Annotated in this window: 7 protein-coding genes and 1 pseudogene; all 8 read right to left on the bottom strand. The window is 64.2% G+C overall.

Annotated features, from left to right (window positions below; genetic code table 11):
* Positions 1-75, bottom strand: a pseudogene (locus BGO62_RS12475) (F0F1 ATP synthase subunit B); the annotation flags it as partial.
* 67 nt (positions 76-142) lie between these two features.
* A complete protein-coding gene (gene atpE / locus BGO62_RS12470) occupies positions 143-382 on the bottom strand; it encodes a F0F1 ATP synthase subunit C (RefSeq protein WP_018509318.1) in 240 nt (79 codons plus the stop codon).
* A 53-nt stretch (positions 383-435) separates the two neighbouring features.
* Positions 436-1,278, bottom strand: a complete 843-nt coding sequence (atpB, locus tag BGO62_RS12465; protein ID WP_296642940.1) for a F0F1 ATP synthase subunit A — start codon at positions 1,276-1,278, stop codon at positions 436-438.
* A gap of 89 nt (positions 1,279-1,367) precedes the next feature.
* Entirely contained in the window at positions 1,368-1,760 is a 393-nt protein-coding gene (locus tag BGO62_RS12460; protein ID WP_296642938.1) for an ATP synthase subunit I, read from the bottom strand.
* 121 nt (positions 1,761-1,881) lie between these two features.
* Entirely contained in the window at positions 1,882-2,733 is an 852-nt protein-coding gene (locus BGO62_RS12455) for a ParB/RepB/Spo0J family partition protein (RefSeq protein WP_296642936.1), read from the bottom strand.
* On the bottom strand, positions 2,733-3,518 hold the full coding sequence (locus BGO62_RS12450) for a ParA family protein (protein ID WP_296642935.1): 786 nt from the start codon (positions 3,516-3,518) through the stop codon (positions 2,733-2,735). The genes BGO62_RS12455 and BGO62_RS12450 overlap by 1 nt, the downstream gene beginning before the upstream one ends.
* Positions 3,515-4,156, bottom strand: coding sequence for a 16S rRNA (guanine(527)-N(7))-methyltransferase RsmG (gene rsmG / locus BGO62_RS12445; RefSeq protein ID WP_296642930.1), 642 nt, complete (start codon positions 4,154-4,156; stop codon positions 3,515-3,517). Before rsmG ends, BGO62_RS12450 begins: the two co-directional genes overlap by 4 nt.
* Positions 4,153-5,553 (bottom strand): tRNA uridine-5-carboxymethylaminomethyl(34) synthesis enzyme MnmG (mnmG, locus tag BGO62_RS12440; protein ID WP_296642928.1); only part of this gene is annotated, 1,401 nt, incomplete at its 5' end. The genes rsmG and mnmG, both read right to left, overlap by 4 nt.

Below are 5,553 nucleotides of genomic sequence, written 5' to 3'. Positions count from 1 at the left end.
CACGAACTTCATGCAGAACCACACGAAGAAGATGAACGTGATGGACTGGCCGATCAAAGTTGCGTTGAAGTTCATTTCCGCACCTTTTAATGACGGGAGTTAAAAACGGGGGTTGGCGACAAGTTCCGCAGCAACCCGCGAATTAACCGGCAACGGCGAACAGGACGTACATGGCCAGACCGACGGCGATCATCGGCACGGCGTCGACCAGACCCATCACGATGAAGAACTGGGTACGCAGCATCGGGATCAGTTCGGGCTGACGGGCGGCGCCTTCAAGGAAGCGGCCACCGAGGATGCCGATGCCCACGGCTGCGCCGAGCGCACCCAAACCCATCATCAGGGCGCCAGCGATGTACAGCACTGCTTGAGTCATTTCCATTTGTTGCTCCTAGAGATCAAAGTAAAGTTAAAAACAAGTGAATCAAAACGAAATCAATGATGTTCGGCGTGCGCCATGTCCAGGTAGACGATGGTCAGGGTCATGAAGATGAACGCCTGCAGGGTGATGATGAGGATGTGGAACACCGCCCACGCCCACTGCAGGGCACCGCCGAACACAGCCAGAACCCAGCCGCCGCCGAACATCAGCGCGATCAGGATGAAGATCATTTCACCGGCATACATGTTGCCGAACAGACGCAGCGCCAGCGAAATCGGCTTGGCAATCAGGCCCACGCCTTCAAGCAGCAGGTTGACCGGGAACAGGAATTTGGGGAAAGGCTGGAACGCCAGTTCGGAGAAGAAGCCGCCCGCGCCCTTCATCTTGACGCTGTAGTACAGCACCAGGAAGAAAACCGACAGCGACATGCCGAAAGTCACGTTGGGGTCGGTCGACGGCACGATCTTCATATAGGGAACGCCGGCCATCGTTGCGACGAAGGGCAGCCAGTCGACCGGGAACAGGTCCATCAGGTTCATCAGGAACACCCACATGAACACGGTCAGCGCCAGCGGCGCGACCAGCGCATTCTGATGCGAGAAGGAGCCGCGCACCGAGTTGTCGATGAACTCGACGACCCATTCGACGAAGTTCTGCAGGCCGGCGGGGACACCGGTGCTGGCCTTCTTGGCCGCCATGCGGAAGAGGAACAGGAAGATCAGGCCGAGGCCGATCGAGAACAGCATGCTGTCGACGTTGATCGCCCAGAAGCCCATGGCCTTGGCCTCCTCGGCGCCGTGGGCAAAGCCCCAGGTGCCGTCGGCATGCTGCCCATAGGTCAGGTTCTGGAGGTGGTGCTTGATGTACTCGCCAGAGGAATGGTATTCCGAAGCCATAGTGATCAAATTCAATAAGTGGGTTTTGGATGGAGGCGCAGCACGCTCCCATTCAAAACCAACCTTGGCAAACCCGTCGGATGGACAGACTAGTTGTTACTGTTGCGGCCAGTTGCCGCAGCCAGCCAGGCAAACTGCGCCAGCGCCAGACCGAGCAACAACGGCAGGGGCGCCAGCTTCAACACCCCGAGCCCGCACGCCAGCAGCGCGACCAGCAGCATCAAGCGCTCGATCCCGGTGCGCAGGAACAGCTTGAACAAACGATGCTGATCCCACTCGGGATGCCGCATCGACTGCCGCTCGCGCCACACCAGCACGAGGCTGACCGCCAGCGCCACCAGCACGCCATACAGCACGGCCAGCCCCGCTTCGTTCCCCGCCACCACGCTGGCGACCAGCCCCGCCACTGGGGCGAGTCCGGCTTGCGCCAAGGCCACCCGCAGGGTGGCCGAGATACCGATGCAGCGGGTGCCGGTGAACATTAGCCAGTTATGATACTAGAATTAGTGCGGTCTATGCAATCATCAAGCAGCTTGATGATGAATTTCACTATGTAGTGATGTTGTATAGGCGAAAATGGCCCGCCCGCCAGGTATCGCGGGTTTACAGCCGGATGCCCAAGCGTTGCAGCAAACCCTGCAACTCGTCCGCGCTGGCGAAATGCAGCGTCAGCTTGCCACTGCCCTTGCCGCTGGTTTGCACGCGGGCGGTCATGCCGAGCGCATCGGACAGCGCCTCTTCCAGCCGAAGGATGTCGCGCGACACGGCCTGTGTGGCCGGCGCCGCGGCCGCGTCCTTCAGCCGCGCCACCCGGCGTTCGACCTCGCGCACCGACAGGCCGCGGGTTTCGATTTCGTGCGCCAGTTCGCGTTGCGCGCCGGCCTGCAGCGGCAGCAATGCGCGCGCATGGCCCATTTCGATCAGCCCGGCGACCAGCATGTCCTGCACCGGGCGCGACAGATTCAACAGGCGCAACAGGTTGGATACCGCCGCACGCGACTTGCCGACCGCCTGCGCAACGGCGTCATGCGTCATGCCGAATTCGTGAATCAGGCGCTGCAGGCCGTGCGCTTCGTCGATCGCGTTGAGGTCCTCGCGCTGGATGTTCTCGATCAGCGCCATCGCCGCCACCGCGTCGTCGGCGACATCGCGCAGCAGCACCGGGATTTCGCTCAATCCGGCCAGCTGCGCCGCGCGCCAGCGCCGTTCGCCGGCGATGATTTCGTAGCCGCCCGCGACCTCGCGGGCGAGGATCGGCTGCATCAGCCCCTGCGCGCGGATGGAATCGGCCAGTTCCTGCAGCGATTCGCTGTCCATCTGGGTGCGCGGCTGGTATTTGCCGGGCGCCAGGTGCGCCACGTTCATCATGCGCAGGTCGCCCTGCGGCGGCGCGGCGTTGTCTTCGCCGCCCAGCAGCGCGTCGAGTCCGCGCCCGAGTCCCTTAAGTTTGGCCATTATGCGCTCTCCCCTACAGCAATGCCGGCACGCTTCAGCGTTTCCTCGGCGAGTTCCATATACGCCTTCGCGCCCTTACACTGGCGGTCGTAGGCCAGCACCGGCAAGCCGTGGCTGGGCGCCTCGGCGAGCCGCACGTTGCGCGGAATCACGGTGTCGTACACCTTGTCTCCGAAGTGCTGCTTGATCTGTTCCGACACCTGCTGCGCCAGCGTGCTGCGCGGGTCGAACATCACGCGCAGCAGGCCCTCGATGCGGATATCCGGGTTGAGCCGCTGCTTCACTTTCTTGATGGTCGCCACCAGATCGGTCAGCCCTTCCAGCGCGTAGTACTCGCACTGCATCGGGATCAGCACCGCCTCCGCCGCCGCGAAGGCGTTGACGGTCAGCAGGTTCAGCGTCGGCGGGCAGTCCATCAGGACGAAGTCGTAGTCGTCGGCGACCTGCGCCAGCGCCACTTTCAGGCGCAGGTCGCGCTGCTCCAGATTCACCAGGTCGATCTCCGCGCCCGCCAGTTCGCGGTTGGCCGGGATGACGTCGAAATGGCCGGGTTCCGAACGCATGCGCGCCTCGCGCACGCTCACCTGATTGAGCAGGATCTGGTACACGGTCGGCAGCGCGGTGCGCTTTTCGATGCCGGCGCCCATGGTCGCGTTGCCCTGCGGATCGAGGTCGGCCAGCAGCACGCGCTGCCCGAGTTCGGCCAGGCTGGCGGCCAGGTTCACCGCCGTCGTCGTCTTGCCGACGCCGCCTTTCTGGTTGGCAATTGCCAGGATTCGGCTCATTCAACAGGCTCCAGAACGATCAAATGGCGGCTCGCTTCCAGCCCCGGAACGAAGAGCGCATGGTCAGCGCCCACTTTCACGTCAGCCGGCAGCCCGGCGATCTCTTCGTGCGGGTACAAGCCCTTCATCGCCAGCCAGCGGCCAGTGGGCTTGAGCAGATGGCGGGTCAGCGCGACGAACTCCTTGAGGTCGGAAAACGCGCGCGACGTGATGACATCGAAACCCTCGGCAGGTCGCCAATCCTCTACCCGGCCGGTGACCACGTTCAGATTGCCCAAACCGAGTTCGGCCTTGGCTTGCAGCAGGAATGCGGTTTTCTTGGCAATGCTGTCGATCAGCGTTACCTGCAACTCCGGCCGCGCGATCGCCAGCGGGATCCCGGGCAGGCCGCCGCCGCTACCGACGTCGAGCACACGGACCAAATGAGGCGCGCCGCCCTGAACGTAAGGCACCGCTGCCAGCGAGTCCAGCAGGTGATGGCTGACCATGCGCTCGGCATCGCGCACCGCGGTGAGGTTGTACACGCGGTTCCACTTGTCGAGCAATGCCAGATAGGCCAGCAGCTTGGCCACGCCGCCCTGGGGCAAAGCCAGGCCGAGGGCGGCGACTCCCGCCGTTAATTGCTGTTCGACGCTCATGCGCTTTGCTTTTGTTCGTCCGGCTTGAAACCGCGCTTGGCGTAGATCAGCAGCACCGAGATCGCCGCGGGCGTGATGCCCTGCAGGCGTGCCGCCTGCCCCAGCGTCTCGGGGCGCGCCTTCTGCAGGCGCTGGCGCACTTCCATCGACAGCCCCGTAAGCAGGCTGTAGTCGAGATCGGCCGGCAGCCGCAGGGTTTCCTGCTCGCGCTGCTTCTCGACTTCCTCGTTCTGGCGGTCGATGTAGCCCTGGTATTTGGCGGCGATTTCGACCTGCTCGGCGACGCGTGCATCGTTCACCCCCGCTCCGCCGCCGGGCAAGGCCAGCACCTGCGTGTAGTTCAAATTCGGGCGGCGCAGCAGTTCGAACAGGCTGTACTCGTGCTCGATCGGCTGGCCGATCAGCTGGATCGCCTCGGCGGCCGGCAGGATGGCGGGGTTGACCCAGGCCGACTTCAGCCGCCCGGTTTCGCGCGCCACCGCATCGCGCTTGCGGTTGAAAGCATCCCAGCGCGCATCGTCGACCACGCCAAGCTCGCGGCCGATTGCGGTCAGCCGCATGTCGGCGTTGTCCTCGCGCAGCTGCAGGCGGTACTCGGCGCGGCTGGTGAACATGCGGTAGGGTTCCGAGACGCCGCGCGTGATGAGGTCGTCGACCAGCACGCCGAGATAGGCCTCGTGGCGGCCCGGACTCCAGGCGTCACGCCCCTGCGCCTGCAAAGCGGCATTGATGCCGGCGAGCAGCCCTTGCGCCGCCGCTTCTTCATAACCGGTGGTGCCGTTGATCTGTCCGGCGAAAAACAGCCCGGCGATCGACTTGGTTTCGAGCGAAGCCTTGAGGTTGCGCGGGTCGTAGTAGTCGTACTCGATGGCGTAGCCGGGGCGCAGGATATGCGCATGCTCCATCCCGGGAATCGAGCGCACGATGGCGAGCTGGACGTCGAACGGCAGCGAGGTCGAGATGCCGTTGGGGTAGATTTCGTGGGTGGTCAGCCCCTCGGGCTCGAGGAAGATCTGGTGCGAAGCCTTGTCGGCGAAGCGGGTGATCTTGTCCTCGATCGACGGGCAGTAGCGTGGCCCCACCCCCTCGATCACGCCGGTATACATCGGCGAGCGGTCGAGGCCGCCGCGGATGATGGCGTGCGTCTTTTCAGTGGTGTGGGTGATCCAGCACGGCCGCTGCGCGGGATGCATCGAAGCGTCGCCCATGAAGGAGAACACCGGCGCCGGATCGTCGCCGGGCTGCGCCTGGGTCTGGCTGTAGTCGATGCTGCGGCCGTCGATGCGCGGCGGCGTGCCGGTCTTCAGCCGACCGGCCGGCAGGTTCAGTTCGCGCAGCCGCGCGGCCAGCGACACCGCGGGCGGATCGCCCATGCGCCCGGCCTGGAAGTTTTCCAG

The sequence above is a fragment of the Thiobacillus sp. 65-1402 genome (assembly GCF_001897685.1).
Classification (GTDB): Bacteria; Pseudomonadota; Gammaproteobacteria; order Burkholderiales; family Thiobacillaceae; genus Thiobacillus.
Note: the sequence above shows the minus strand (reverse complement) of the source record. Positions and strands in the feature narration are given on the sequence as shown.

Coding starts and splice junctions, on each gene's coding strand:
- rsmG (WP_296642930.1), bottom strand. CDS start 4,156: ATGAGCGTCGAACAGCAATTAACGGCGGGAGTCGCCGCCCTCGGCCTG.
- atpE (WP_018509318.1), bottom strand. CDS start 382: ATGGAAATGACTCAAGCAGTGCTGTACATCGCTGGCGCCCTGATGATG.
- BGO62_RS12450 (WP_296642935.1), bottom strand. CDS start 3,518: ATGAGCCGAATCCTGGCAATTGCCAACCAGAAAGGCGGCGTCGGCAAG.
- atpB (WP_296642940.1), bottom strand. CDS start 1,278: ATGGCTTCGGAATACCATTCCTCTGGCGAGTACATCAAGCACCACCTC.
- BGO62_RS12460 (WP_296642938.1), bottom strand. CDS start 1,760: ATGTTCACCGGCACCCGCTGCATCGGTATCTCGGCCACCCTGCGGGTG.
- BGO62_RS12455 (WP_296642936.1), bottom strand. CDS start 2,733: ATGGCCAAACTTAAGGGACTCGGGCGCGGACTCGACGCGCTGCTGGGC.